The organism is Paenibacillus woosongensis, from assembly GCF_030122845.1.
Taxonomy (GTDB): Bacteria; Bacillota; Bacilli; order Paenibacillales; family Paenibacillaceae; genus Fontibacillus; species Fontibacillus woosongensis_A.
Genome location: NZ_CP126084.1, coordinates 2,296,157 through 2,321,629 on the forward strand (window position 1 = coordinate 2,296,157; position 25,473 = coordinate 2,321,629).

Below are 25,473 nucleotides of genomic sequence, written 5' to 3' on the forward strand. Positions count from 1 at the left end.
ACCATTTGTTTAGAATATTACCTCCCCAAAAGCAAAGCGGTTAGTTACATAAAAAATGCGTCACCAGACCAATTAATTATCGCTTTGCTGCAACCTTCCAAACCATGGAAACGTCGAGGGTGCAAAGGGGGTAATAGAATGATCAAGAAATGGAAATTGGTACTATGTATAGGCATCATGACATTGTCTTTGCTGTTAGGCGGGTGCGGAAGCGCGAGCAACAATAAAGCAGCCGACAGCAAGGCGGACAGCGGTTTTTCCGCAGAGTCTGAACTTATGAGCATGAGCGCGGATGTTAGCATGAGCACAGCAACCGAGCAAAGCATGCCAGCTGCCGGCAGCGATGAGGCGCCTGTAGGAAAGCAGTCGTCCACTACGCAGGCTGGCGATTTTCAGGTGTCAGGAGGAAGCCCTGGCATGCAGGCGATTGACGCCCCGGCTGGGCTGAATAAGAAGCTGATTTACCGGGCAAATGTTGTACTGGAAGTGAAGGATTACGGCAAGGCGCAGTCCGAGGTGCGGAATTTGGTGGCCATGTCGGGCGGTTACATTGTGGAATTTACCGAGAACCAGTCTCAGCATGAGCAGGGCGGTACGATCATCCTGAAGGTGCCATCGTCCGGATTTTCCTCATTTTTGGACCGTCTGGAGAAAATGGAGCACGAATCGCTGCAGCGCAGTATGCAGGGGCAGGATGTTTCCGAGGAGTACGTCGATTTAGAGTCGCGGCTCAAAGTGAAGCAGGCGATGGAGTCTAGATATTTGCAATTTCTGAAGGAAGCAACAAAGAGCAGTCAAATGGTGGAGTTCGCCAATGAACTGGAACGGATTCAGACGGAAATTGAACAGATCCGGGGACGGATGCGCTACATTGACCAGAACGTGGCTTATTCTACGGTGGAAATCCGGCTATATCAGCCGGAGGTGAACCAAGTCAGTCCCTCCGCAAAGGGCAAGGAACCTCTCGGCCACCGGGCGTGGAGCGCTTTGGACAGCAGTCTGAAAGCATTATCGGCCGCTATGGGATGGATCATCGTTATTTTGTCTGGCGCCCTGCCCATATTGCTGCTTCTTGGCATCATTGCCGCTCCGATCTGGATGGTGCACCGCAAGCGGCTGCTTAAAGCTAGGGAATATCGTCTTCTGCGCAAAAATACAGTCAATCCGCCAGCCGAAACAAAACAGGCAGGCCAGGCAGAAGCGGCGGACGATCAAGATATTCCACGCTATGAAGATGACACAGACTGAAAGGCAAACTGAAATTAGGACACAAAATTCCATATAGAATATCACTTTACTGTCGTTACGTAACTAGCAGAACATAGTAGAATACAGGGTATCAGCTATTGATTAGGAGGATATGGAATGCCTATTTACTATGACAAAGCATCCGGTATTTTTCATTTGCAATCTCATCAAACCAGTTACGTAATTCAACTCGTGCGGGGCATGCCTGCACATGTATATTTCGGTCCGCAGCTCCGCCAAGGAAGCAATTTAAATGACCTGCTTTACAGAGTGGAGCGCTCCTCGTTCTGTCCAAACCCATTTCCGGACGACAAGACGTTATCGCTGGATACTTTGCCGCAGGAGTACCCGCAGTATGGTACGAGCGATTTCCGGAGCCCGGCTTACCAGATCAAGCTGTCTGACGGAACCCGCATTTCCGAGCTGGTCTACCGATCACACCGTATCACAGCCGGGAAGCCAGCATTGGAAGGGCTTCCGGCGGTTTATACGGAGCAGGAGAACGAGGCGGAGACGTTAGAACTCGTGCTGCATGATGCCAAGGCAGGGTTAAGTGTAACGCTGTATTATACGGTATTCGAGCAATTCAGCGCCATAGCAAGATCGGCTAGGCTGGCGAATGAAGCGGGAGAGGCGCTGCAGCTCGAGCGGGCATTAAGCGCCTCCATTGACTTGCCTGATGCCCGTTATGATGCGCTGTATTTATCAGGCGCATGGGCCAGGGAACGCCACATTCAGCGAAGAGCGCTTGCGCCGGGCGTAACCGGAATCAACAGCCGCAGAGGGTCGAGTTCGCATCAGTTTAATCCTTTTCTCGCGCTGCTCCGTCCTGAGACGAACGAGCGCCAGGGCGAGGTGTACGGCTTCAGCTTGATTTATAGCGGAAATTTTGCCGCCGAGGCCGAAGTGGATCAATTCGGAACAACGCGCGTATCGCTGGGCATCAATCCTTTTGACTTTTCTTGGAAGCTTGAGCCTGGGGAAGCTTTCCAGACGCCGGAGGCGGTGCTCGTCTATTCCGCTGAAGGGCTTGGGGGCATGTCGCGTACATTCCACAAGCTGTATCGTACGAGACTGTGCCGGGGCGTGCACCGGGATTTGGAACGTCCGATTCTCGTCAACAACTGGGAGGCTACGTATTTCGACTTCAATGCCGACAAGATCGAAGCTATCGCCAAGAAAGGCGGCGAGCTTGGCATCGAGCTGTTCGTGCTGGACGATGGCTGGTTCGGCAAACGGGACTCCGACAACAGCTCGCTTGGCGACTGGTTTGAGGATCGCCGCAAGCTGCCAAACGGCTTGCAGGATCTTGCCGAACGGGTGAAACGGCAAGGCCTGCAGTTCGGACTGTGGTTCGAGCCGGAGATGATTTCCCCGGACAGCGATTTGTATCGCAGCCATCCGGATTGGTGCCTCCACGTGCCGAATCACCGCAGAACCGAAGCACGCGACCAGCTGATCCTCGACATGTCGCGCGCGGATGTAAGGGAATATCTATACAGCCGGCTCAGTGAAATTTTTACGAATGTGCCGATTTCATATATTAAATGGGATATGAACCGCAACATGACAGAGATCGGTTCTGCGCTCAGCTCCCCTGAGCGGCAGAGCGAGACGGCTCATCGTTATATTCTCGGGCTGTATGAATTGATGGAGCGCTTGACTAGCGAGTTCCCGCATATTCTGTTCGAGAGCTGCTCCGGAGGAGGAGGGCGCTTTGATCCGGGAATGCTCTACTACATGCCGCAAACGTGGACTAGCGACGATACCGATGGCGTGGAGCGCTTGAAAATCCAATATGGCACAAGTATCGTCTACCCGGTCTCGACAATGGGCGCTCACGTGTCGGCGGTGCCGAACCATCAGGTCGGCCGCAAGACATCCTTGGAATTCCGCGGGGACGTAGCCATGTCCGGCAATTTCGGCTATGAGCTTGATTTGACGACATTTACGCCGGAGGAAGTGGAAATTGCCAAAGCCCAAATTGCAAGCTACAAGGAAATTCGCGGGCTGGTACAGCAGGGCGATCTATATCGTTTGTTAAGTCCCTTCGAAGGCAACGAGACGTCATGGATGTTCGTCAGCGAAGACCGGAGGGAAGCGCTGCTGTTCTACTTCCATGTGCTCGCCGAGCCGAACGCGCCGCTGAAGCGCGTGAAGCTGGAAGGCCTCGATCCATTGCTGGACTATCAGCTAGGGGATACGGATACCATCTACGGCGGCGACCGTTTGATGGCAGTCGGCTTGCCGATAACCTCCATTCGGGGCGATTTCGAGAGCAGAGTTGTGCAACTAAGAGCGATTTCGCAATAAGAACACAGGAACAAAGAAGCCATGACCCAAGGCCATGGCTTCTTTGTTGCATTCACGTCTAGAATTTGAAAATATGTATCGTTTTTTGCAGCTGGAAAACCGCATTTTTCATGGCTTCCGTTTCTTCCGCCATCTTCTGGATGGATTGGATTTGCTCATTCATCGAAGCCGATACCTGCTCCGTACCCGCAGCTGACTGTTGGGTAATCGCTGAAATGTTCTGAATAGACTGGGAAATATGCTGCGCGCTGTCCAGCATGCTCTCGCTTTCTCTGGAGAAGGCTTCGATTTGCTCGGAAATATACTGCACGCTTTGCACGATTTGCGCAAAAATTTGCTCAGCTTCCCGGATCATCAGGTTTTGCTGCTGTACGACCTCTTCATTAATTTTAATGTTGTGTCCGGCCAGCTTCACATCATTTTCTATGCTCCGAACGAGGTTGAATACCTCTTTCGTGGAAGCGGTGGATTCCTCCGCCAGCTTGCGGACCTCATGGGCGACGACAGCGAAACCTGCGCCATGCTCTCCTGCTCTAGCCGCTTCGATCGAGGCGTTGAGCGATAGCAGGTTGGTCTGCTCGGCGATTTCCGAAATCGTAGCTGTAATGCGTGTAATGCCCTGGGCGTTGATGGAGAGCGCATTGATCGACTCCGCGACCTTCTGCGTCGCTTCAACATTGCGGCGCATCCCTTCGGCCTGCCTGGAGACGGATTCCCGGCCCTTCTCGACGAGCTCCAGCGTATCGCGGGAACGTTCATTCATTTCTTTGGTAGAGTCGGTATAATTGCTGACCTTATTTTCGATTTGACGGATGGACTCCGTCATGTCGCTGACATCCTCGGAAATCTCGTTGGCTCCGATCGCCAATTCGTTGGAGGACTGGGCCACCTGTCCCATAACGTGAATGAGCTCTCCATTTCTGTCCGAAATAGCCCGGCTGGAATCCATAACTTTACGGGTAATTTCGGAGGTCTCCTGCAAAATTTTGCGAAGCCTGTCTATCATGCTGTTAAAAGTTCGGCTTAAATTATCCATGCCTCCCGATTCGTTGATCCGGCTAGTGAAGTCGCCCTTGGCAATCTTGGCCGAGGCGTTGGAGATGTCATCGAACGATTCCGTAAGCGCTTTCTGAACATAGCGGGTAAGAGGGATGGTAAGCGCTCCTAGAATGGCAACCAAGACGATCCCCGTCAATAAGTGGCCCTGTAGAATGAACAAAATCAACGTCGGTATTCCGAAAAGGGCGGCGATGCAGTAACAGGCTGCTGAAATCTTTCCGCCAAGGGGAAGTCTGTTGAACCATGACATAAGAATGATGCCCTCCTTAATAATTAGGATGTTTATCCCATTATATCATCCGAAAGGCCAAGGGGATATATCGATTTTCGAGATATTGGCAGAATAGATGGCGGATATTGTGGGATAGACATTATATCGTTAATTACAAGGCCACCGGACCCCGGGGACAGCAGTTCAGATCCTCAACATATTTCATTAAGAATACCGAGGGGACGCTGGTAGGCTTGATGTGCCTGAACATCGCGGCAGCCGATATGGACCTGAAGGCCCCGCCTGCAGTCGTGGAGAAGCTTGAATCGTTCGCATAACATGGAATCTACGGTTATACGGATGTGTTTGCTTCCTATTACCATGCAGTGCAGGGTTGGCTGGACCGTTCCTATCATTGGCAGGTGCCGCAGGAGTGGATCGTGTTCTGTCCACGAATCATATAGGCTGTATCCTTGGTCATTCAGCAGTTCACAAACGAAGGAGACGCTATTCTTATTCATACGCCTGTTTATCAGCCTGTCGCTACAGCGGTTTCTTTAAACCATCGCGTGCTGATAGAAAGTCCGCTGAAGCTCGTTGCCGGGCGTTATGAAATTGATTTCGAAGATATGGAACTGCGAATGCAGCAAGGGGTAAAAATCGTGCTGCTAATTTCGCCCCACACCCCGGTTGGACGCGTATGGACGAGAGCGGATCTGGAACGGATCGCTGCTTTGTGCATCAAGTACAACGCGCTGATCGTCTCCGACGATATTCACGCCGATTTTATCCACGAAGGGCATGAACATACTGTCATCGCCAAGCTGTCGGAGGAAATCGCCCAGCGCAGCATCATCTGTACATCCCCAGGTAAGACCTTTAACCTGGCAAGCCTGGAGATTTCCAATATCATCATCCCTAACGAGACGACCAGGGAACGATTCAAGCAGGTCTTGCAGCAGGCCGGCATTCATAACCCGACCTTTTTCGGACGGGGATTTTCTTCGCCACAATTTTAGGTTTTACGGGCATCGGCATTGCCAAGCTGACGCCTGAACAGCAGCAAGAAATGCTGCGGCAGTATGAAGAAGAGACAGCGAAATAAACAAATGGAGAAGAGGAGAGAGAAAACAAATGGAACAACAAGACAAGCAAGTCGTAGCGACCACAGAGGCGTCAGGAGCGATCGGGCCGTATTCACAAGCGGTTCGTTTCGGGCATCTGCTATTCACGTCGGGACAACTCGGCATGGATGCATCCGGCGTATTTCCGGCAACGGTGGAAGAGCAGACGAAGCGTTCTTTGCTTAATGTGAAGGCGATTCTGGAAGCGGCAGGATACGGGATGAAGGATGTCGTGAAGACAACTGTATTCTTGAAAGACATGAACGATTTCGGTGCCGTTAACGCAGTTTATGCGGAATTCTTTGCCGAGCCATATCCGGCGCGCAGTGTCGTTGAGGTGGCACGGCTGCCGAAGGACGGCCTGGTTGAAATTGAAGTGGTTGCGGCCAAGTCCTAAATTTTAATAGCAGCTGAGAGGAACAAGCAACAGCCCTCTATCCTTTGACAGGATGGAGGGCTGTTTAATATTTATCGATTATAAAACGACAAGAGCTGCAAGCTTAGCCAAGCATAACCTCAACCTGATGCGTGCGGCCATCGCCGATTGGAGCGATAATATTGCCTTCAATAGCTTTGCCGTCGACCGTGATGCTCTTCACGCCTTTGGACACATGGCTTGGGTTTTTGATGGAGATTTCAAATGTATCTCCGCGGAATACGCGGGTAACCTGCAAGCCATTCCAAGAAGAAGGAATGCACGGATCAAGCTTCAGGCCGTCAAACTCTGGTTGAATCCCTAGGATGGCCTGCGTAATCGCCACATAGTTCCATGCTGCCGTTCCGGTCAGCCAAGAGTTCTTCGCTTCCCCGTGATTAACCGCGTCCTTTCCTGCGATCATTTGCGAATATACGTAAGGCTCCGTCCGGTGAATGTCGCTGATCTCCTCGAGGTAAGCCGGAGCAATTTTGGAGTAAACTTCAAATGCGCGGTCTCCGTTGCCCAGTACTGTTTCCGCGATCATGATCCAAGGATTGTTGTGACAGAAAATACCGGCATTTTCTTTATATCCAGGAGGATAGGATGAAATCTCGCCCAGGTTCAGGTAGTACTTGGAATACGGCGGCTGCTGCAGAACGATGCCGTATTTTGTATCCAAGCGCTCCTCAACGGAAGTCATCGCCTTCTGAGCCAGACCTTCCTCGACTCCGATGCCGGCCATCACGCAAATGCCTTGCGGCTCAATGAAGATTTGGCCTTCCTCGTTCTCCTTGCTGCCGATTTTCTGGCCGTAGTGGTCATATGCCCGCAGGAACCAGTCGCCGTCGAAACCATGCTCCAGCGTAGTTTTACGCATCGCCTCCATGTGGGCTGCAGCTGTGGAAGCTTCTTCTTCCAAGCCGCGGAGACGGCACAGCTTCACAAAATCGGGAGCGACGAAGACGAACAGTCCGGCAATAAAGACGGATTCCGCCACACGTCCTTCAATATTGGCCGTCGTCTGGAACGATTCGCCCGGCTCCTTGGAGAAACAGTTCAGGTTGAGGCAGTCGTTCCAGTCGGCGCGGCCGATCAGCGGCAGGCCGTGAGGACCTAGGTTGTTGATGACATGGTAATAGGAGCGCTTCAAATGCTCGAACAAGGTGGCCGTATTGTCCGGATTGCTGTCGAACGGGACCTGCTCGTCAAGAATGCTCATGTCCCCGGTCTCTTTAATGTAAGCGGACGTGCCAAGGATCAGCCATAGCGGATCGTCATTGAAGCCGCTGCCGATTTCGTTGTTGCCTTTTTTCGTAAGCGGCTGGTACTGGTGATAAGCGCTGCCGTCCTCGAATTGAGTGGCCGCGATATCGAGAATCCGCTCCCGGGCTCTTTCCGGAATTTGATGAACGAAGCCGAGCAAATCCTGGTTCGAATCCCGGAAGCCCATGCCGCGTCCGATGCCGGATTCAAAATAGGAGGCGGAACGGGACATGTTGAACGTAACCATGCACTGATACGGATTCCAGATGTTCACCATCCGGTTCAGCTTATCGTCGTCGCTTTGAATTTGATATTTGGACAGCAGGCCGTCCCAATAGGAAGCAAGCTCCTGCATGGCACGATCGACATCCTCGTCAGTCGCAAACTGCTCGATCATCGCCAGCGCCGGTTTCTTGTTGATGATGCCCGGAGCTTCCCATTTCTCATCCTCTTCGTTTTCGACGTAGCCAAGAATGAAGATGAGGCTCTGCTCTTCACCTGGAGCGAGGGACAGCTTCACTTCATGGGAGCCGATCGGCGACCAGCCGCTAGCGATCGAATTCGTTGCTTTGCCTGCAGTGACGGCCTGCGGTTCATGAAGACCGTTGTACAGGCCTACGAACGATTCGCGGTCCGTATCGAAGCCGTCGATGCGGCGGTTGACAGAGTAGAAGGCATAATGGTTTCTGCGCTCGCGATATTCGGTTTTATGATAAATGACGGAATCCTGCACTTCGACTTCCCCGGTGCTTAAGTTGCGCTGGAAGTTCGTCATGTCGTCCTGGGCGTTCCAGAGACAGAATTCGGCGAAGGAGAAGAGGGATACGTCTTTGGCTTCGGTCCCCGTGTTCTTGACGGTAAGGCGGTGCACCTCGCCCTGGTAGCCAAGTGGAACGAAAGCCAGCTGTGTCACCGAGATGCCGCCCCGCTCCCCGGTAATGGAGGTATAGCCAAGTCCGTGGCGGCATTCATAGAAGTCAAGCTCGCGCTTGACCGGCATCCAGCCCGGCGTCCAGAAATCGCCGTTATCGTACAGATAGTAGTAGCGTCCGCCCGTATCCAGTGGAATGTTGTTGTAGCGGTAGCGGGTAATCCGGCGCAGCCGGGCGTCACGGTAGAACGTGTACCCTCCGGCCGTATTGGAGATCAGTCCAAAAAATTCCTCGTTGCCAAGGTAGTTGATCCAGGGATAAGGAGTTTGCGGGGTGTTAATGACATATTCCTTGCGTTGATCGTCAAATGTTCCGAATTTCATAAATAATGGCTCCTTTCATTTGTGAACGCGCGTTTATTTTATTGCAAAAGACGTCCTCTCTAAGGATGGAGAGGAGCCTGTGTTACTTTGATAAAGCTGCTAGGGCGCCAGCGGTCTGCAAGAATCCCTCGTTACCAGCCGTGTCGGAAAGCTCAGTGTGCTGAAGCCCGTCTGCTCGCCGCTGCAAATACGGATTATCAAATCTACAGCCGCTTTGGACATTTCCTCGATCGGTAGGCTGACCGAAGTCAGCTTGGGATGGACGCGGGAGGCCAGCTGCACATCGTCGAAGCCGATGATGGACAGGTCGTCAGGAACCGAGATGCCCCGCTCTGCAAAGGCCTCCATCGCTGAAATCGCCATGTCGTCGTTCGAGCTGAACAGGGCGGTTGGCAGTTCTTCCCCGGAATCCAGCAGATTCATTACAGCCGCATACGCTTGCTCCTTCAGGAAATCTCCTTGCAGGATGCTGCTCTTCACGATTGGCAGATCATGCTTGCGCAGCGTATCCTCGTAGGCCATGTAGCGCTCGCGGCCGGAGTAAGTATTCATCCGTCCCTGAATGATGCCGATATGCCGGTGGCCAAGCCCAATGAGATATTCCATCGCCTCCACCGTGCCCTCGTAGTCGTTCGAATTGATAATGGCTAAATGATGCTTGTCGAGACGTTCAGCCGTAATTTCCGCAATGTCGTAATCGATGAGGACGAGCGGGGCGCCTTGCCCGACCATTTCCCGCACGAGCTCGATGTCCTTCTGGGTGCCGACGAGAATGCCGCCGTCGATTCGTTTCTGCTGGAAGGCCTGCTTTACTTTTTGAAAATCGTTCCGTGAATAGACCGTATGAATCAGCACGTAAAACCCCCGGGCGTTGGCCGTGTCGACTACCAAGTCGACGATAGGGGCGAAGTAGCTGTTTTGGTATATTCGACGGGCATTTTCCTTCTCATTCATGCTGATCGCAAACAGGCCGATCGTATCGGTACGTTTGCCGGCGAGGGCGCGGGCAAAGCTGTTCGGCTCGTAATGATGCCGTTCAATGACCTCAAGCACCTTGGCCCGGGTAGCCTCCGGGACGTTTGGGTAATTGTTGATGACGCGGGATACGGTGCTGCGCGATACCCCGGCCAACTTAGCGATATCTTCGCTGCGCATATTCATCACTCTTTCTGTAAACGCGCGTTTATGACACTATCATAAATGAAGCCCAAAGATAAATCAATCGTAAAAAGCATGACAAAAAAAGCACGAAGCGCGAAGCCGCCCCGTGCCGATGATTCCTGCTATTTCATATGTTCCAGATAACGTTTGATGAATAATATCACATTGTCATACCGTTCCTCATTCCAGCCTACCGCCGCGATCATTTCTTTCTTGAATAGCGGGAGCTGGTCTGCCAGCTCGCTGGATGTCAGATCAATGGCATATACTTGGAGCTCCGGATCCTCTTCTGCCTGCGCGCGAAGCGCAGCATGATCAGGCAGCACGGGGCTTAGTACACCTTCGCTCTCCGCTTGGAGGTTCTTGAAACCGCCGCCGCCGGAAATCCAATCAAAGGTCGGCTTATCAATAACATATAAATCAGGTTTTTCAGTTGCGATGACGGCCATTGCCTTTTGCCGGTAGACCATTTCGCCCTGCTCAGGGACGTAAGTGATTTGCAAATCTACACGGTTCCATTCGGGAAATTGCTTGAGTATTGCCTGCTCCAGCGCTTCTTCTCCGTTATTCGCTTCATCTACCGCGAAATTGCCAATCAACAAAATGGATAGATCAAGAGGGGGCAGTGCTGCGATTCGTTTCTGCTCCGCGCGGTAATCCGCGAAGGCGTTAATACCAAAAATCAGCACGACGACCGCAATGATCCCAACGATGACATGCGTTCTATAAACACGGAAGAAGTCGTCGATTTTCTCTGCCGTTCCTGCGAATTTTCCCCATTTGGCGAATCTGTCCCGGCTCATTTGCTCAATTTTGCGCTGATCCTCATGCTCGGTAATCAGCTTGTAGGCCCGCAGCGAGCGCTCGTATTCGCTGTTCGCTTCATTTCCTCCTTTACGGGAACGAGATTTGCGCAGCACCATGTCGAAAGCTTGTTCTACTTCTTCTCTGGAAGCGTTCTCGGACAGGCCGAGCTGTTCGTATGCCTTTTTCAATTCGTCCATGCCAAAATCTCCTCTGTTTCTCCTCATTATGTATAGAAAGTGTATGGAAAGAAACCCATGTATTTATTATACTGTTAATTTGGAACGAATGGAAATTTGGCTGCTAACACGGTAAAAAGGAGTGATTTGCCGAATATTTGGATGGGTCTGCGGTTGGGGAATAGGAATTTGAAGGAGTGTCACCATTGAGGGAGAGCTTGAAACTGAAGTTTTATACGCGACGCAAAACGTCTCTCCAGCGTAGAAACCTAGCTATTGCGACCTGGGAAGGTTTTCCCGCTGTCATATTTCAAACCCTGCTGGGCGGTCAATTTTTGACGGGTTATTTGCTTTATTTAGGAGCTACGTCCGGACAGCTGGGGTTCGTGTTGGCTATTACGACCTTTGTGAATATTGCTCAAATCGCCGTGGCGTTTCTGATTCAGCGGCTGACGAGCCGGAAATGGGCTTTGGTATTATTCATTGCCATACACCGGATTTTATGGGCGTTTACGGGGCTTGTCCCGTTTTTGTTCCCTAAACCGTATTGGGTTAGCGCATTTATCGCATTTTATGTCACGGCATGCCTGTTTAACACAGTTGGAGGGATGCTGTGGAATTCGCTGATCAGCGACATAGTGCCCGCACGTGTACGGGGCCGGTATTTCGGCATCAGGAACACGCTCCTGAATGCAGTCGGAACTCTTACGATGTTTACCGGCGGCATGATTCTGGACCGGTTTCCGGAAAGCCAGGGCTTTCTGTATTTGTATATTATCGTTTGGGTTTGTATTATCGCCAATATCATTATTTTCATGTTCTATCCGGATGTAACGTTCGAGCGTTCCGCCGAGAGCAAATTTCTGCCGATGCTGCGCAAGCCGCTGCAGGACAAATCTTTTATCAAAGCAACCCTGTTTCTGGCCAGCTTCCTGTTCATGCAAAACCTGGTGGTGCCGCTATACTCCTACGTGATGCTCGAGCTGCTGAAAATTAACTATCAGACGATATCCCTGCTTAACGTCTCGCAAACGCTGACGATGATGTCGAGCTTCTATATTTGGGGAAATCTGAATGCAAGGTACAGCAACAAGCGCTTGCTGTACTGGACGCTGCCGATTATTGCAGTCTCGATCATGAGCTGGGGCATGCTGTCAGTATTGCCGCAGCTGCCGGTGCTGTTTGCGGCCCATATGCTGTTCGGCGTTGGTGTCGGGGGTTTTAACCAGCTGGCGTTCAATTTCATGATCGGGGATACGCCGAAAAGCGAACGGCCGATGTATATGGCCATGTATTCCGCGATTACGGGGGTTGCCGCTTTCTTCGGACCGCTGCTCGGAGGCAAGGTTTATGAATGGATCGCAGATTGGCCGCGGTGGATTCAGGTATTCGGGATGCAGCTTGGTGTCGCTGCGGCGATGATCATTCTGGCGCTGGTGCTTGGCCGGCGAATTCTGCGCGATGCTTGATGTGAACTCCGGTTTGATAGATACTGTTATTACCTGCTTAATTATTGAAGGGAGAGTAATCAAATGACGCAACTCAAAGCATATGAAGGCATGTATCAAGGCGAAAAGGCCATATGGCTGCAGGCTGGAAAATACGAAGCGGTGCTTGTTCCGAATGTAGGCGGGAACCTGATCGCTTTTCGAGATAACGAAAGCGGTTTCCGCTTTCTGCGTGAGCCGGCTGAATCGGAGATGGATGCATTCCGCACCAATCCGGGTGTATACGGGATTCCTGTTCTTTTCCCGCCAAACCGTTATGAGGACGGCAGGTTTCCCTGGAAAGGCACGACCTACCAATTCCCGGTCAACGAGGAGGCTACGGGCAACCACCTGCACGGGTTCCTACATACAATTCCGTGGGAGGTTGAGGAGTTTGGCAGCACCCAGCAGGAAAGCTACGTTGTCGCCAAGGTTAGCGTAGATGAAGCGCACGAGGTCTATCGTTACTTGCCGTTCAAATTTACCGTTCGCCTGAAATATAGGCTGGGTGAGCATGGGTTGGCGCAGCATGTGTTCGTACGCAATGATGGCGGGAACGAGATGCCTTGTCTGCTGGCCTTCCATACTGCTGTTAACGCTCCGTTCGCACCGGAAAGCAAGGCCAGTGATTACAAGATGAAATTCACGATCGGCGAGCGGTGGGAACTGAACGAACGGATGCTGCCGACAGGGAAACATATGCCGCTGAGCGCTGAGGAAGAAGCGATGAAGAAGGAAGGGGTGTATCCTTTCTTTACTTCTCTGGACAATCATTATACCGCAGTGCCGCAAAACGGCAGAAACCGCATGGAGCTGACGGATTCCAAGCTGGACCTGACGCTCGTGTACGACGTAGGAACATCCTACAAGCAGTGGATGATCTGGAACAACGGAGGCCAGGAAGGCTTCTTCTGCCCTGAACCGCAGATCAATTTGGTGAATGCGCCTCATGTCGGCCTGCCGGCCGAAGAGATCGGGCTGTTCAGCCTGGAGCCAGGCGAAATTTGGGAGGAGTCCGCAAGATTGTATGTGAAGACGGCGGCGAAGTAATCATCTAGCAGCAGGCCGCCAGGCTTATGGAAACAATATAGCATAGCAAAAAAGCAGCGCTGTTCCCGCGTCAAAACGGGAAGTCAGGCTGCTTCTTTGTTTGGGTCTGATGGAACGGCGGCAGTTTACCCGACTTCAGCTACACTTTCGTTCCGCTCGGGAAGAAGGCGCTTGATCTGCTCCAAATTTCTTCTTGGCACATTGATCGTCTTGATGCCATGAATATGATCCCTAAATAGCAGTACGTTGTCCTGGATGTCCGTCACCTTGTTCAGGTTGACATAACAGTTGGTGCTTACGCGGTAGAAAGAGGGGTCTGAGATTAGTTTTGAGGTTTGGTCAGCAGATAGTCTCTTTTTTATACTGTAGTTTCTGCCGTGGAAACAAACTAAGCCATGACCTCCTACTTTGAAGAAATAAGCGTCATGTGGATCGAGGGCCTCGTAGACGTTCTTCTCCTCTAGTCCGACATTCATCATTCCAAAATCCCCCTTTAGATGATGTTGTGGAAGCGCTTGCAGTATACCATATTTTTTGCGGTTTGTGTAGTACTTAGGCTTAAATTTTAAATGTTTCCAGCAATTGCCGGACTGGACATTTGCCTGAAAGTACGGAAGAATAGGAAGACAAGATGTTATAGAGAAGGAGTGTGACCATCGTGTCAGAACAACAACGACTATTGTTATACATAGGATCCTATGCCGAAGCTGCTGATCCGGGGCTTTACGTGGTGGAGATGAACCCTGCGACTGGCGAGCTGACTCGTCTTGGCGAGGCTGCCGGACTGAAGAACCCGACCTTTCTAAAAGTGGATGCCGCCGGCAGGAAGCTGTATGCCATTTCGGAGACGAAGACGTCTAGCGACGAGCGGATCGGCGAGGTCGCGAGCTTTGCAGTTGATCCGGCTGCGGGCACTCTGACGGAATTGAACCGGATACTTACGCTGCAGCCGTCTACATCGCATATCGAGCTTGAACCGCAGAGACGCTATGTCGTCGTCTCCGGGTATCATGGAGGCAATGTGGGCCTCGTTCGCCTGCTGAGTGACGGGCTAGCCGGCGAGCAAACGGACGAGCGGCAGCATGAAGGAAAAGGCGCGGACCCGGTGCGGCAGGATCGGCCGCATCCGCATTCCGCGCTGTTCACCCCGGACAGCCGTTATGTTCTCGTCGCCGACCTAGGGCTCGACAAAGTATTCGTGTATCGGCTTGATGAGCAAAGCGACAAGCTGGTGCTTCACAGCGAAGCGAAAACGGCGCCGGGCGCGGGACCACGCCATCTTGCTTTCCACCCGAACGGCAAGTGGCTGTATTCGATCAATGAAGTCAATTCCTCGCTTACGCTGTTCGCCTTTGATGCGGACGCAGGAACGCTTGAGGCGATCGACGCGGTGCCGACTTTGCCGCAAGGCTACGCCGGGGAGAACACGACGGCGGAGGTGGCCATTTCCCCAGACGGGAAATTCCTGTACGGCTCCAACCGGGGCCATGACAGCATCGTCGTATTTGCCATCGATCAAGGCAGCGGCAAGCTGAGCCTGGTTCAGCATATTTCCAGCGAAGGCGGGCATCCGCGTCACTTCGCTTTGACCCCTGCAGGCGATTATCTCGTAGCGGCTAACCGCGATTCGGATAATTTGGCCGTATTCCGTATAGACAAGAGTACGGGCAAGTTGGAATTTACGGGACAAACTGCGAATGTATCGAAGCCGGTCTGCGTGCAGCCCGTGTTGTTCAAGTAATCATCTGTTTCAGTCCTGTCCAGCTTCATGTGGACAGGACTGTTTGCATTGTTAACAGTAATTTTACGAAAAAACAGTTCTCGCTTACTTGCTTTCACTGGTATGCTGACTTAAGATTAATTCAAGGAAGTTCGTTCGGAAGATGCCGTAATTCCTGATACATCGCTAGTTAGTCTATTATCAAAGGAGCAGGTCGCTTATAATGACTTTTTTTAGAGAGCTATTTCAAATTGCGGGTTTCCGCAGGTTTCTTGCTTTGTTTTTCGTCATTTTGGTCCTCTACTTTTCGCGCAGCATGCTGAACATGCTGCTGATCACCTTCATCCTAACCTATCTGATCAACCGTCTGCATAATTTCATTACGCGCAATGTTGATAAAGTCGTCAAAATCAACCGGAGCATAACGATTCTATTTATATATGCCGTAATACTAACCTTGCTTGTCACGACCGTGTATTACTATCTGCCTGTATTTCTGGATGAGTTCAACGATCTTGTCAATCAGGTCATTTCGTTCTATGATAATCCCCCAACGAATTTGCCTGACAACGTCCTGCTGAATTTCCTAGTGGATTCGTTAAAAGAGATTGATCTGTCCAAGTATGTTGGCAACGGCTTTAACTTCCTACTTAAGACCGTATCTGATATCGGGAAATGGAGCTTGAATCTTTTCATTGCGATTATACTCAGCTTGTTCTTCCTGCTGGAGAAGGAGAAGGTCACGAACTTTACGGCCAGATTCAAAGAGAGCCGTGCGGGGTTCCTGTTTAATGAGCTGGAGTATTTCGGCAAGAAATTCGTCGCTTCCTTTGGCAAAGTGATCGAGGTTCAATTCTTGATTGCTACCGTGAATGCCATCCTGTCCACGATCTTTCTGTGGATTTTCGGATTCCCGAACCTGGTGGCCATCGGCATTATGATTTTTATCCTCGGACTGATTCCGGTGATGGGCGTTATTATTTCCTTGATTCCGCTTTGTGCGATTGCCTTCAAAATTGGCGGGCTCGTCAAAATCGTCTATGTCCTTGTCATGATCGCGGTTGTCCATGCTTTTGAGGCTTATTTCCTCAATCCGAAATTTATGTCGAACAAGACGCATTTGCCGATATTCTATACGTTCATGATTTTGCTCGTATCGGAGCATTTCTTTGGCGTTTGGGGGCTAATCGTCGGCGTGCCGGTGTTCATCTTCCTCCTGGATATATTAGAGGTTCCGGTGGGAAATGGAGCCGCCAAACCGAAAAAGCGGAAGAAAGCCGCCGTCAAAGGAGCGGGGCGCTGATCCAGGACGGTTCTCTTGCCATCGGAACTGGAACGGGTTTTGCAAAACGAGAACGACATAATGAAGCGCCTCTTGTGCTCAATGGCTGAGCAATTATGGGAAAAGCAGCTTGGTCCAGCCGCGGTATGGGGTAATTGAACACTGTAGAGCTAGCAACACAGTTGCTGCGAGGCTTGATGTGCCAAGAGGCTGGATAATTGCGTAGTGCCGAGAGCTTAGAAGCTGCTAATGGACATGAGATCCGCTATTTGGGGAGGATACTCCATTTTTACATGGCTAAGGGACAGAGAAGCACTTTATTCTGAGTCAATCCACTCACTTTCACTCCACTTTAGCGATATAGCGGAACCTATGTCCGTTAGACATTTACAAATCATAAAGTTAATTAAGCGGCCTTTGTCCTGATTTTCATCGGACTAAAGGCCGTTTAGCTATGTTCTTTTTTAGGCTAATGCTCCCCTTTCAGTAACAGGCTTAATTTTTTGGGGGAGCATATCACTTTAAGCTAATCTGCTTTGTGCCATAGAATCGTGTTATTGCTGCGATAATCTGTCACGGGATGTTCTTTGCTTGAGCTTTTCCAAGTACGGTTAACGATTTTTTTCAGCTTGACAGGGAGCTCCATTTTCATTGTTGCCGCCTTTTCCGGGCTTAGCCTGCCTTCGGCAGCGGCTTTATCGATATGGCCCGTAACGACTGTCGTCAGCTTCTGTACGTATTCAGCCTCGCTCCAGCCCTTGCGGGCTTGGACGACTTGGAGCAGGGATTTGCCTTGCTTCAGATCTTCGATAAGCACCTTTGGCTCAACGCCCAGCAGTTCAGCCGTATCCTTGACGATATGCCCGCCCCGGAAATGGCCTTTGTGATGATGGCGAGGCTGATGCTGCTCCTTTCCGCCTTCTGGTAAAGCTTGGGGAATCGGCGTTGGTTCCTGATAGGCCACCGTGGTTTCAGCGACAGCGGCATATCCGCCAATCGCTATGATGGCCGCCAGGAAACCTTTCTCCAGTAGTTTGCGTATGTGTCTCATAGACATTTTTCACCTCATCGTATAGAATGATTGGGTCTTTCTCTCATGTAGTTTTGACCAAAAAACAAAAGCTTATCTTAAAATTACCTAAAAATTGAATCCAACGAGGAATTGGGTAAAATGAATTAAGGAACGGAAAGGGAACAGGAGGAGTTTGTGTGACGTTTGGACCCAGAATGCTCAAAACCGGACTTGCCGTAACATTGGCGCTTTATGTAGTTTTCTGGTTTGGCCTGTCCTCGCCTGTTATCGCTGCGGTTGCTGCTATTTTTGCGATGCAGCCGACGATATACCGCTCCTGGCGGTATTTGCTCGATCAATTGCAGACGAATACGCTTGGTGCGGTGCTCGCTATGGCAGGAGGAGCAATGTTCTCGAATGAACCGATTGCGGTCGGACTTGTATGCATCCTTGTCATTATGATCTGTATTCGTCTGAAGATGAACGAGACGATCGGGGTTACGCTCGTAACGGTCGTTGCGGTTATGGAGGCGTCAGGTCAATGGGAATTCGCGATTACCCGGTTTACGCTCATATTGATCGGTATCGTCTCCGCATTCCTCATTAATATTCTCGTATTTCCGCCGAAACCAAGGGTGCAGTACGATAGCCAGACCAAGAAGACGTTTGAGCAATTATCCATTCTACTTCGCACGGCGATATCCAGCGAAATGAAGGAAAGCGTGTTCCGCAATCAGAAGCGCGAGCTTGAAGACACGATAAATTCGATTGGTGATACGTATAAAATGATGGAGGAAGACCAGAAGAAACTGAAAGCCCCCAAATTCAGCAAGAGCCGCCAGCTCGTCGTATATAAACAAATATTACGGACGCTTCGAAAAGGCTATGAGGTGCTGGACGCCATCGAACAGCATTACTTTCAGGCGGATCGTTCGACGGAGGACAACGAGGCCTTCGATTTGCATCTAGAGAGGCTTATCAAATTCCATGAGCATATTATACTGAAGTTTGAGGGGAAGCTGAAACCGAACACCCGAGAAGCGGAGCTGTTCGAACAGGAGAATGACAAGTTCCAGCGGAGTATGCTGGATCTTTATGCCGAGCAGCGGGAGGGCATTCTTCGATTATCCATCGTTTCGGCGCAAATATATGAATATGGGCACCAATTGCAGCGCCTGAACCGCCTGGCGGATCATTCCGATATACCGAAGCCGGCATCATAGGCAGGGCCGCTATTATTAAGTTAATGTAGAGGAGCGATCATCTTTGGATAGAACGGATAAGGCTTGGCAGGAAGAGCAGAAGCGAGTAGAATACGTTGCCGATCAAATTGAGAAGCGCATTCGCAGGCTGGAGTCGGAGGTGACGGTGGTCCGGGAGGATGTGGTCGGCATGCGCCGGGACTTCTGGGACGAGGTTACCGTCAACTTCAGTGAAGCGGATGATGTTGGCGAAACTTCGACGAGCTTGCGTCAGCAATCGCAGGTTCTATCCGACCGGGAGAGAAGTCATCTTCATGCTTCGGCGGCTTTGGGAAAAATGAAGCGTCTCAAGCAGTCCCCATATTTCGGCCGCATCGATTTTGCCGAGGAAGGCGGCGAGGAAGAAGCGATTTATCTAGGAATTGCCTCCCTGCTGGAGGAGGGGGACGAAGAGTTTCTCGTATATGATTGGCGCGCGCCGATCTCCAATTTGTATTATGACGGTGTGCCGGGTTCTGCTTCTTATATGACTCCCTCTGGGCAAATCGAAGGCACGATGTCGCTGAAACGCCAATTCGTCATTCATGGGCGAGTCATTAAGCTTATGTTCGATACGGGAGTAACGATTGGCGACGAAATGCTGCAACAGGTGCTGAGCCGAAGCTCGGACGCACAGATGAAGAGCATTGTGGCCACGATTCAGAAGGAGCAGAACCGGATTATCCGCAACGATTACAGCCGGATGCTGATCGTTCAGGGAGCGGCGGGAAGCGGAAAGACTTCGGCCGCGCTGCAGCGGGTTGCTTATTTGCTGTATAAGCATCGGGAGCGTTTGAACGCCGACCAAATGATTCTTTTCTCCCCCAATCCGATGTTCAACAGCTATGTCTCTACCGTGCTCCCGGAGCTCGGCGAAGAGAATATGCAGCAGACAACGTTTCAGGAATATCTGGAGCATCGTTTGGGCCGGGAGTTTCAGCTGGAGGACCCGTTCGTGCAAATCGAATACGTGCTGACCGGGACGGAGGATGAGGATTACAAGCATAGAATCAGCGGCATACGTTATAAATCGTCCTCGCTGTATCTGGATGCGGTGAATCGCTACAAACAATGGCTCGAGAAGAAGGGGATGAAATTCCGCCCGATCCGCTTCCAAGGCCAGACCGTCGTAGATGCCGAGGAGATTGCCCGAAAATTCTATGATTACGATCCGGCGATTACCTTGGCGAACCGTTGTGAACTGTTGAAGGAATGGCTGCTGAAGGAGCTTGCCGCGTTCGGGAAAAGCCAGCTGGATGCCCCTTGGGTCGAGGAGCAGATCCAGCTTCTTGATGCGGAGGACTATCAGCGGGCCTATCAGAGAATGCGCCGGAAACAGCGGGGAGCCGGTACTTCGTTTAACGACTATGAAGACGAGAAGGAAATTCTCGGGCGGATGGTCGTTAGCGATCGATTGAAGCCGCTGCGCAGATGGGTGAAGACATTGCGTTTCGTCGACGTTACGACGCTGTATACACAGCTGTTCGATCACCCGGAAATTGCAGCTGAGCTGGGGCTGGAAGATTTGCCGGAGGATTGGCGCGAGATCGGACGGCAGACCGTGGACAAAATCCGGGCGGGTGAAATGTTCTATGAGGATATTACGCCATTTCTTTATTTAAAGGAGCTTGTATTAGGCTTTCACTCGAATACGGACATTCGTCACGTCATCATTGATGAAGCCCAGGATTATTCGCCGTTTCAGCTGTTCTTCCTCAAAAGGCTGTTCCCGCGGGCGCGCATGACGGCACTCGGCGACCTGAATCAGGCGATTTACGCCCATGCCTCGGTGCTGCAGCAGTCGGCGACGCTGACCGATCTGTATGGCACGGCGGAAAGCGAGCTTATCGTGCTGAAGCAGAGCTACCGGTCCACTCGCGAAATCGTCGAATTTACGAAACGGATGATCGCCGGAGGCGAGGAAATTGTTCCCTTCAACCGCGAAGGCGAGAAGCCGCTCGTAAGAGTGCTTCAGAACCGGGAAGACATGGATCGCGAGATCAAGCGGGATCTTCTGTCTTTGCGGGCTGACGGCTACGAGACGATCGCGGTCATCTGCAAAACGGCTGAGCAGAGCGAGCAGGTGCATGAAATGCTGGCCCAGGCTCTGCCCGCCAAGCTGATCAAAAAAACGACGCTCTCGTTCGAGAAGGGGATTCATATTATACCTGCATATCTGGCAAAGGGTGTGGAATTTGACGCTGTGCTCATTTATGACGGTTCAAACCGCAACTACACCAAAGAAGCAGAGCGCAAATTGTTCTATACCGCTTGTACGAGAGCGATGCATTTGCTGCATGTGTATTCGGCGGGCGAGCCAAGCCGATTCATTACGGAGAGCGACCCGTCGGCCTATATCCAGGCTTAGGCAGGACAGGCCGAATATATTTTCACTTTTCAACCACACTAACATTGTATATCGTGTGTTGAAAGGTGGCCAAGTAAGGATGGATAACAAAAAAGGCGATTTGTTCGCCCTAGCTTCCATACCGTTGATCATGACTTTAGGCAGTTCAATGATTATTCCGATATTGCCCCGAATTTCCCGCAAGCTGCAGGTTTCATCGTTCCAGGTCAGCATGCTCATTACGGTATACGCGGTTGTCGCGATTTTGCTCGTGCCGATCGCCGGCTACCTTTCCGACAAATTCGGCAGGAAAGTGATCATCATTCCAAGCCTGATCATCGCCGGTATCGGCGGTGCATTATCTGGAGTGGCCAGTTGGTTTGCGGAGGGGACGACGGTTTACTGGATCATTCTGGGCGGCCGCTTGCTGCAGGGCATCGGCGCCGCGGGTGCTTTTCCCATTGTTCTCCCCCTTGTTGGCGATATGTTTGATGATGACGAACAGGTCAGTCATAGCCTTGGAATCATCGAGACGTCCAATACGTTTGGCAAGGTGCTCAGTCCGATTCTGGGGGCATTGCTTGGCGCCTGGATTTGGTACGTGCCGTTTTTGGCGATTCCTGTATTGTGCCTCGCTTCCCTGCTGCTCGTCATTTTCCTGGTTAAGGAACCGGAACGGAAGGAAGAGGCCAAGCCCATTGGCGAATTCTTGAAGACGGTGAAGAAGCTGTTCCATGAGAAGGGGCGCTGGCTTTACGCTATTTTTGCCATCGGCTGTATTTGCATGTTCCTGGTGTTTGGCGTGCTCTTCTACCTATCCGAGCAGCTTGAGGCCAAGCATAGACTGGAGGGGGTATTGAAGGGGCTGGTGCTGGCGATCCCGCTTGCTGCGCTGTGCCTTGCCGCCTACTTTACGGGGAAGAAAATCGGCAATGACAAGACGTTGATGAAGTGGTGCGGGGTTGTAGGATTGGTTTTGTCCACAGGTGCTCTTTTTGGCATTGGCTTTTTTAACAATATTTATTTTGTTATCGCTTGTCTGATCGTGTGCGGCGCGGGCATCGGCATAGTTCTTCCGAGCTCCGATGCTCTCATCACGGAAGGGATAGAGAAGGCCCTGCGCGGCACAATTACGTCTATCTATGGAAGCATGCGTTTCATCGGTGTTTCATTAGGGCCGCCGATCGTATCGCTGCTCATAAAAGCAGGGCATATGACGCTGTTCTTTGTGATCGCCGGCGTGTCGCTTGTGGCGGTAATTCTGCTGATGACGCTGGTCAAGCCGGAAGCAGATAATGAACAAGGCCAAATGAAAAAAGCGCCTCGTCCCGCTCACCAGCCTTAAAATGCAAAATATTCACATTTTATCAATAAATAGACTTGTCTATTGTTAGAATTATCATATATCCGCCTCGTTAAGCTGTGTACAATCCTTGTACAATCGAACAATCCATGATTATTCGATGATAAAGCGAGGGGGAATAGTGATGAAGAAGAACAATCGGCAGCTTGGCATTGTAACGCTTGGTGCAATAGCTGTGCTGGCTGTAGCAATCGTAATCTTCACTAGCCTGAAGGATAGCAGACCGACAACGGAGTTTCCTGATTTCGACCAGGTTTCGGTTGAATTTAGTCCAGCTGGGTTTAATGAAGTGGAGCAGCCCTACATCGGCGACAGGAACGCTCCGGTAACGGTTGTTGAATTTTCTGACTACAAATGCCCGGCCTGCAAAAGATGGAATGAGGAGGTTCTTCCGGAGCTGAAGCGGGAATACCTGGACACGGGCAAAGCTGTATTGTATATGATCGACTATCCTTTTTTGGCGCCGGACTCCAATCTCGCAGCATTAGCTGGTGAGACGCTGTATCAGCAGAACCAAACATATTTCTGGACATATCATGCGAAGATGAGCGAGCTGCAAGGAAAAAAGGACGACATTTGGGCAACGAAGTCGTTCATTCTCGATTTGGTGCGCACCTATATTCCCGAAGCGGACATTGAGAAATTCGAGCAGGATTTGGACAACCGGACATACAGCGCCAATGTCAAAAAAGACCTCATGATCGTCGAGCATTATCAGGTCAGTGGAACGCCGACAGTGTTCGTCAACGGAAAAGAGGTCGAAGATGCTTCTTTTTCCGGCATCCAAGCCGCGATCGAGAACTGAGAACTTTTATTGCGGAACAGCAGGTTCATCATGGACTTGCTGTTCTTTTTTGCCTCATAGTTTGGTATGATGTAATCGTGATTTTTATCGAACAGGCTATATCATAGACAGGGACATGACCAGGAGGGGTAACCATGAATGCAAAACAAGCGGCGGGCTACCGTGCAGCAGAATTGGTAAAGGAAGGGATGACGGTTGGACTCGGGACGGGATCGACGGCATATTACGCGATCGAGAAAATCGGCGAAATGGTCGCAGCCGGGCTTCGCATTCGGGCGATCGCTACATCCAAAGCTTCGGAAGAACTCGCTGCTAAATATAATATTCCGCTTATTCCTGCGGCCGAAGTTGACCGGTTAGATATCGCGATTGACGGCGCGGACGAAGCAGACCCGGATATGGCTCTTATTAAGGGTGGCGGCGGCGCTTTGCTGAGGGAGAAACTGGTAGCGCTTCAAAGCGACCGGTTCGTCGTTATTGCCGACAGCAATAAGAGGGTGGAACATTTGGGGCAATTCAAGCTGCCGATTGAAATCGTGCCTTTTTGTTACGAATGGACACTTCGCCTGCTGCAGAGCCGTTATAATGTGCCGATTGAAATGCGGATGAACGGCGACAAGCTTTATGTTACGGATAACGGCAACTATATCGCCGATGCGGCTTTCGGCAAGATCGAATCGCCGGGCAAGCTGAGCGATGAACTGAAGGCAACGACCGGGGTTGTAGAGCACGGCTTGTTTGTGGGCATCGCTAGCACGGTCATCATTGGCTATGACGACGGACGCACGGAGATTATTGAGAAGTAGGAAGGATGGTGCTTGGCATGCTTATAGACGTTAAACCGCGAATCGCCAGCGAAGAAGTTCGGGAGCTGCTTGAATATGCGGTTCATGGCGATGAGGAGGAGCTGAGCCAAGCGGTGAAGCAGTATGCAGCGGACAGCGATTGCAAGCTGCTTGCTTACGAAGAAGAAGAACAGTACATCGGCATTATCGGCTACCGCAGCGGAGACAACGGCGTGCTGGAGCTGCTGCATCTAGCCGTTCACCCGGAGGACCGGGGAATGGGGTACGGCCGGGGGATCATTCTTGATGCTATGGTGCTTGAACGGCCTGCTGTCGTTTTGGCAGAGACCGATGAGGACAGCGCTGATTTCTTCCGCAGCATCGGTTTTCAGGTGACCGGATTTACGAAGTATCCCGGAGGACCGGAATATTTTCGCTGCACTTACGAGACGGAAGAGAACGAAGAAGATTTCATGTAATCGGGAGAACAAATCATAGGCATACATGGGCGAAATTCCGTGTATGCCTATTTCAGATGAAGAAGCTATTGAAAAGTATAAATTGAGGGCCAGGACATTCTGATTATCGGGTTAGTTTTTTAAAATAGCTTCTCCAGGCCCATTTCCGTTCGTCGCGTTTCTTGTATCTGGGCAGAGACCGGTAAATCGCAATCGCTTCCTCCCAGGAGCGCTTGGCTTCTTCCGTCCGGTTCAAGGACTGGTATAGGCTGCCTAGCAAATAATACGCTTCACTGGAAGAGGAATAATGTTCGCCGAACTGCTTGGCGTACTGCAGCGCTTTTTCCGGATTTTTCTCACGGAAGGCGAAGGCCAGGCTAAGGTAGGGCTGCCCGTATTTGACGCGTTCATTGATGGCTAGAGCCTGAAGAACATGCTGTTCTCCTTCTTCCAATTGGCCCATTCCCAACTGGGCCTCGCCCAAATCACTCCAGAACTCTGCTGAGGATTCGGATGAGGATTTGGCTTCTTGAAGAAGATTATAGGCTTCTTTGAACTTTCTTTGATCTAGCAGAAGCCTAGCCAGCTCCCGTTTTGAAGAGACGTCAAAGGCGTTAACGGTTAGCTGCTGCTTCAAGCGGGCAATTTGGCGCGTTCTGCGAAACGGCTTGGTGAAGCTGGGGAAAATGCCGACGAAGCGCCTGTCCAGAAAGTACAAAATGCCCAGAAATATAAGCAAAGAAAGGAATACATTTCCTGTAAGCCAGGAAAGAATGATGAGAATTAGAAATTTCATGTTCTCCTCCGTGGGTAAGATTATTTTCCAATTATACCACGAAAGATGTGCAGCGGTAGTTGGTGAGGCAGCAGGCGGGAGAAAGAATAGAA

22 protein-coding genes are annotated in these 25,473 nt (G+C 51.1%); 15 read left to right on the forward strand and 7 right to left on the reverse strand.

Translation table 11 applies throughout. The annotated features are described in order from the left end of the window. Nucleotides 1-138: 138 nt before the first annotated feature. Complete coding sequence (locus QNH46_RS10425) at nt 139-1,248, forward strand: DUF4349 domain-containing protein (protein WP_283928033.1); 1,110 nt, start codon at nt 139-141, stop codon at nt 1,246-1,248. Nucleotides 1,249-1,365: 117 nt separating this feature from the next. Next, a complete protein-coding gene (locus tag QNH46_RS10430; RefSeq protein WP_283928034.1) occupies nt 1,366-3,561 on the forward strand; it encodes an alpha-galactosidase in 2,196 nt (731 codons plus the stop codon). Nucleotides 3,562-3,619: 58 nt separating this feature from the next. Here QNH46_RS10430 and QNH46_RS10435 read toward each other — a convergent pair whose 3' ends face one another. Continuing rightward, nucleotides 3,620-4,870: a methyl-accepting chemotaxis protein gene (locus QNH46_RS10435; RefSeq protein WP_283928035.1), complete on the reverse strand. Its 1,251-nt coding sequence runs from the start codon at nt 4,868-4,870 to the stop codon at nt 3,620-3,622. A 107-nt stretch (nt 4,871-4,977) separates the two neighbouring features. Here QNH46_RS10435 and QNH46_RS10440 point away from each other — a divergent pair, with 107 nt between their 5' ends. The 3 genes from QNH46_RS10440 to QNH46_RS10450 all read left to right on the forward strand — a co-directional run bounded on the left by QNH46_RS10440 (nt 4,978) and on the right by QNH46_RS10450 (nt 6,352). Further along, on the forward strand, nt 4,978-5,169 hold the full coding sequence (locus tag QNH46_RS10440; RefSeq protein ID WP_283928036.1) for a PAS domain-containing protein: 192 nt from the start codon (nt 4,978-4,980) through the stop codon (nt 5,167-5,169). A gap of 135 nt (nt 5,170-5,304) precedes the next feature. Continuing rightward, complete coding sequence (locus QNH46_RS10445) at nt 5,305-5,850, forward strand: aminotransferase class I/II-fold pyridoxal phosphate-dependent enzyme (protein ID WP_283928037.1); 546 nt, start codon at nt 5,305-5,307, stop codon at nt 5,848-5,850. Between the two features lie 115 nt (nt 5,851-5,965). Further along, nucleotides 5,966-6,352 (forward strand): RidA family protein, encoded by a 387-nt coding sequence (locus QNH46_RS10450; RefSeq protein WP_283928038.1) that lies wholly within the window; start codon nt 5,966-5,968, stop codon nt 6,350-6,352. Between the two features lie 103 nt (nt 6,353-6,455). Here QNH46_RS10450 and QNH46_RS10455 read toward each other — a convergent pair whose 3' ends face one another. The 3 genes from QNH46_RS10455 to QNH46_RS10465 form a co-directional block, all read right to left on the reverse strand. After that, nucleotides 6,456-8,891 (reverse strand): glycoside hydrolase family 94 protein, encoded by a 2,436-nt coding sequence (locus QNH46_RS10455; RefSeq protein WP_283928039.1) that lies wholly within the window; start codon nt 8,889-8,891, stop codon nt 6,456-6,458. Between the two features lie 99 nt (nt 8,892-8,990). After that, complete coding sequence (locus QNH46_RS10460) at nt 8,991-10,046, reverse strand: LacI family DNA-binding transcriptional regulator (RefSeq protein ID WP_283928040.1); 1,056 nt, start codon at nt 10,044-10,046, stop codon at nt 8,991-8,993. Between the two features lie 128 nt (nt 10,047-10,174). Continuing rightward, entirely contained in the window at nt 10,175-11,056 is an 882-nt protein-coding gene (locus QNH46_RS10465; RefSeq protein ID WP_283928041.1) for a molecular chaperone DnaJ, read from the reverse strand. A gap of 185 nt (nt 11,057-11,241) precedes the next feature. Here QNH46_RS10465 and QNH46_RS10470 point away from each other — a divergent pair, with 185 nt between their 5' ends. Together QNH46_RS10470 and QNH46_RS10475 are read left to right on the forward strand one after the other, a co-directional pair. Further along, nucleotides 11,242-12,504, forward strand: a complete 1,263-nt coding sequence (locus QNH46_RS10470; RefSeq protein WP_283928042.1) for an MFS transporter — start codon at nt 11,242-11,244, stop codon at nt 12,502-12,504. A gap of 63 nt (nt 12,505-12,567) precedes the next feature. Beyond that, nucleotides 12,568-13,572, forward strand: a complete 1,005-nt coding sequence (locus QNH46_RS10475) for an aldose 1-epimerase (protein WP_283928043.1) — start codon at nt 12,568-12,570, stop codon at nt 13,570-13,572. Between the two features lie 125 nt (nt 13,573-13,697). Here QNH46_RS10475 and QNH46_RS10480 read toward each other — a convergent pair whose 3' ends face one another. Continuing rightward, nucleotides 13,698-14,051: a LytTR family transcriptional regulator DNA-binding domain-containing protein gene (locus tag QNH46_RS10480; RefSeq protein WP_283928044.1), complete on the reverse strand. Its 354-nt coding sequence runs from the start codon at nt 14,049-14,051 to the stop codon at nt 13,698-13,700. 179 nt (nt 14,052-14,230) lie between these two features. Here QNH46_RS10480 and QNH46_RS10485 point away from each other — a divergent pair, with 179 nt between their 5' ends. Both QNH46_RS10485 and QNH46_RS10490 read left to right on the forward strand, forming a co-directional pair. After that, entirely contained in the window at nt 14,231-15,313 is a 1,083-nt protein-coding gene (locus QNH46_RS10485; protein WP_283928045.1) for a lactonase family protein, read from the forward strand. 202 nt (nt 15,314-15,515) lie between these two features. Further along, nucleotides 15,516-16,595, forward strand: a complete 1,080-nt coding sequence (locus QNH46_RS10490) for an AI-2E family transporter (protein ID WP_283928046.1) — start codon at nt 15,516-15,518, stop codon at nt 16,593-16,595. Between the two features lie 505 nt (nt 16,596-17,100). On the opposite strand, the gene QNH46_RS10495 is transcribed toward QNH46_RS10490, so the two are convergent. Further along, entirely contained in the window at nt 17,101-17,625 is a 525-nt protein-coding gene (locus QNH46_RS10495; RefSeq protein ID WP_283928047.1) for a hypothetical protein, read from the reverse strand. Nucleotides 17,626-17,783: 158 nt separating this feature from the next. Between QNH46_RS10495 and QNH46_RS10500 the strand changes: the two genes are divergently transcribed. The 6 genes from QNH46_RS10500 to QNH46_RS10525 all read left to right on the forward strand — a co-directional run bounded on the left by QNH46_RS10500 (nt 17,784) and on the right by QNH46_RS10525 (nt 24,606). Then, on the forward strand, nt 17,784-18,809 hold the full coding sequence (locus QNH46_RS10500) for an FUSC family protein (RefSeq protein ID WP_283928048.1): 1,026 nt from the start codon (nt 17,784-17,786) through the stop codon (nt 18,807-18,809). A gap of 43 nt (nt 18,810-18,852) precedes the next feature. Then, nucleotides 18,853-21,195 (forward strand): RNA polymerase recycling motor HelD, encoded by a 2,343-nt coding sequence (gene helD, locus QNH46_RS10505; RefSeq protein ID WP_283928049.1) that lies wholly within the window; start codon nt 18,853-18,855, stop codon nt 21,193-21,195. A 79-nt stretch (nt 21,196-21,274) separates the two neighbouring features. Continuing rightward, entirely contained in the window at nt 21,275-22,519 is a 1,245-nt protein-coding gene (gene bcbE, locus QNH46_RS10510) for a bacillibactin exporter BcbE (protein ID WP_283928050.1), read from the forward strand. 142 nt (nt 22,520-22,661) lie between these two features. Continuing rightward, on the forward strand, nt 22,662-23,342 hold the full coding sequence (locus tag QNH46_RS10515) for a thioredoxin domain-containing protein (RefSeq protein ID WP_283928051.1): 681 nt from the start codon (nt 22,662-22,664) through the stop codon (nt 23,340-23,342). 134 nt (nt 23,343-23,476) lie between these two features. Then, the gene (gene rpiA, locus QNH46_RS10520; protein ID WP_283928052.1) at nt 23,477-24,148 is read left to right on the forward strand and encodes a ribose-5-phosphate isomerase RpiA; all 672 of its coding nucleotides are present in this window, start codon (nt 23,477-23,479) and stop codon (nt 24,146-24,148) included. 17 nt (nt 24,149-24,165) lie between these two features. Further along, nucleotides 24,166-24,606 carry a GNAT family N-acetyltransferase gene (locus QNH46_RS10525; protein ID WP_283928053.1) on the forward strand — a complete coding sequence of 147 codons (441 nt, stop codon included), beginning with the start codon at nt 24,166-24,168 and terminating at the stop codon, nt 24,604-24,606. Nucleotides 24,607-24,709: 103 nt separating this feature from the next. On the opposite strand, the gene QNH46_RS10530 is transcribed toward QNH46_RS10525, so the two are convergent. Beyond that, entirely contained in the window at nt 24,710-25,381 is a 672-nt protein-coding gene (locus QNH46_RS10530) for a tetratricopeptide repeat protein (protein WP_283928054.1), read from the reverse strand. Nucleotides 25,382-25,473 lie beyond the last annotated feature (92 nt).

Bases quoted from the DNA above. Each gene is read 5' to 3' on its own strand.
- QNH46_RS10430 (WP_283928034.1), top strand. From the start codon at position 1,366: ATGCCTATTTACTATGACAAAGCATCCGGTATTTTTCATTTGCAATCT.
- QNH46_RS10525 (WP_283928053.1), top strand. From the start codon at position 24,166: ATGCTTATAGACGTTAAACCGCGAATCGCCAGCGAAGAAGTTCGGGAG.
- QNH46_RS10490 (WP_283928046.1), top strand. From the start codon at position 15,516: ATGACTTTTTTTAGAGAGCTATTTCAAATTGCGGGTTTCCGCAGGTTT.
- QNH46_RS10450 (WP_283928038.1), top strand. From the start codon at position 5,966: ATGGAACAACAAGACAAGCAAGTCGTAGCGACCACAGAGGCGTCAGGA.
- QNH46_RS10515 (WP_283928051.1), top strand. From the start codon at position 22,662: ATGAAGAAGAACAATCGGCAGCTTGGCATTGTAACGCTTGGTGCAATA.
- bcbE (WP_283928050.1), top strand. From the start codon at position 21,275: ATGGATAACAAAAAAGGCGATTTGTTCGCCCTAGCTTCCATACCGTTG.
- QNH46_RS10475 (WP_283928043.1), top strand. From the start codon at position 12,568: ATGACGCAACTCAAAGCATATGAAGGCATGTATCAAGGCGAAAAGGCC.
- QNH46_RS10480 (WP_283928044.1), bottom strand. From the start codon at position 14,051: ATGATGAATGTCGGACTAGAGGAGAAGAACGTCTACGAGGCCCTCGAT.
- QNH46_RS10435 (WP_283928035.1), bottom strand. From the start codon at position 4,870: ATGTCATGGTTCAACAGACTTCCCCTTGGCGGAAAGATTTCAGCAGCC.
- QNH46_RS10530 (WP_283928054.1), bottom strand. From the start codon at position 25,381: ATGAAATTTCTAATTCTCATCATTCTTTCCTGGCTTACAGGAAATGTA.
- QNH46_RS10465 (WP_283928041.1), bottom strand. From the start codon at position 11,056: ATGGACGAATTGAAAAAGGCATACGAACAGCTCGGCCTGTCCGAGAAC.
- rpiA (WP_283928052.1), top strand. From the start codon at position 23,477: ATGAATGCAAAACAAGCGGCGGGCTACCGTGCAGCAGAATTGGTAAAG.
- QNH46_RS10460 (WP_283928040.1), bottom strand. From the start codon at position 10,046: ATGCGCAGCGAAGATATCGCTAAGTTGGCCGGGGTATCGCGCAGCACC.
- QNH46_RS10425 (WP_283928033.1), top strand. From the start codon at position 139: ATGATCAAGAAATGGAAATTGGTACTATGTATAGGCATCATGACATTG.
- QNH46_RS10495 (WP_283928047.1), bottom strand. From the start codon at position 17,625: ATGAGACACATACGCAAACTACTGGAGAAAGGTTTCCTGGCGGCCATC.
- QNH46_RS10455 (WP_283928039.1), bottom strand. From the start codon at position 8,891: ATGAAATTCGGAACATTTGACGATCAACGCAAGGAATATGTCATTAAC.